The sequence below is a fragment of the Streptomyces tricolor genome, from assembly GCF_002155905.1.
Lineage (GTDB): Bacteria > Actinomycetota > Actinomycetes > Streptomycetales > Streptomycetaceae > Streptomyces > Streptomyces tricolor.
In genome coordinates this window covers 1-538 of sequence record NZ_MUMF01000678.1, presented here as the reverse complement: position 1 = coordinate 538, position 538 = coordinate 1, and the positions used below count along the sequence as shown (strand labels likewise).

Sequence of the window (538 nt, the reverse complement as noted above, 5' to 3'; positions counted from 1 at the left end):
ATGTCGAAGGCGGCGGCCTTGACGATGGTGTCGATGAACTTGACGGCCTCCGTGAGGATCGTGGTGCAGGAGGTGTCCAGGTCGTCGGGGAGGTTGGCGGTGGGCAGCATGGTCAGGGCCGAGTTCAGTGTGGTCCGGTAGCTGCTGAGCGGGGTGGTCCAGCCCTTGTCGCCCGGGGTCTTGAACGCGACCATGTCCAGGTCGTGCGGGTCGATGCGCTCGGCGTTGGGGATGTTGGGGACCTGGTCGCTGAGGTAGGCGGCGATCACCGAGTAGATGCCCAGGGGGATGTGGGCGATGGACTTGGCCAGTTCGAAGTACTCCGGGACCGGGTCGACCGTCTCGACCCGCACTCCGTTGTTGATCAGGGTGAAGCGTCCGCCGACGGCGTTGTTCTGGACGACGATGACCGGGCTGAGGTGCTTGATCAGCTCGGACTTCAAGGACGCGTAGTTGGCACGCATCCCGGCGTTGACGTTGCGTATCGCGTCCCGTGCCGCCTTCTCGTCGGTCGCGGCCGGTGCGGCCGACGCGCTGG

At 65.8% G+C, this 538-nt stretch carries 1 pseudogene; it reads right to left on the bottom strand.

The features are described 5' to 3' along the window. A pseudogene (locus CCN44_RS37170) lies at positions 1-538 on the bottom strand (hypothetical protein); the annotation flags it as partial.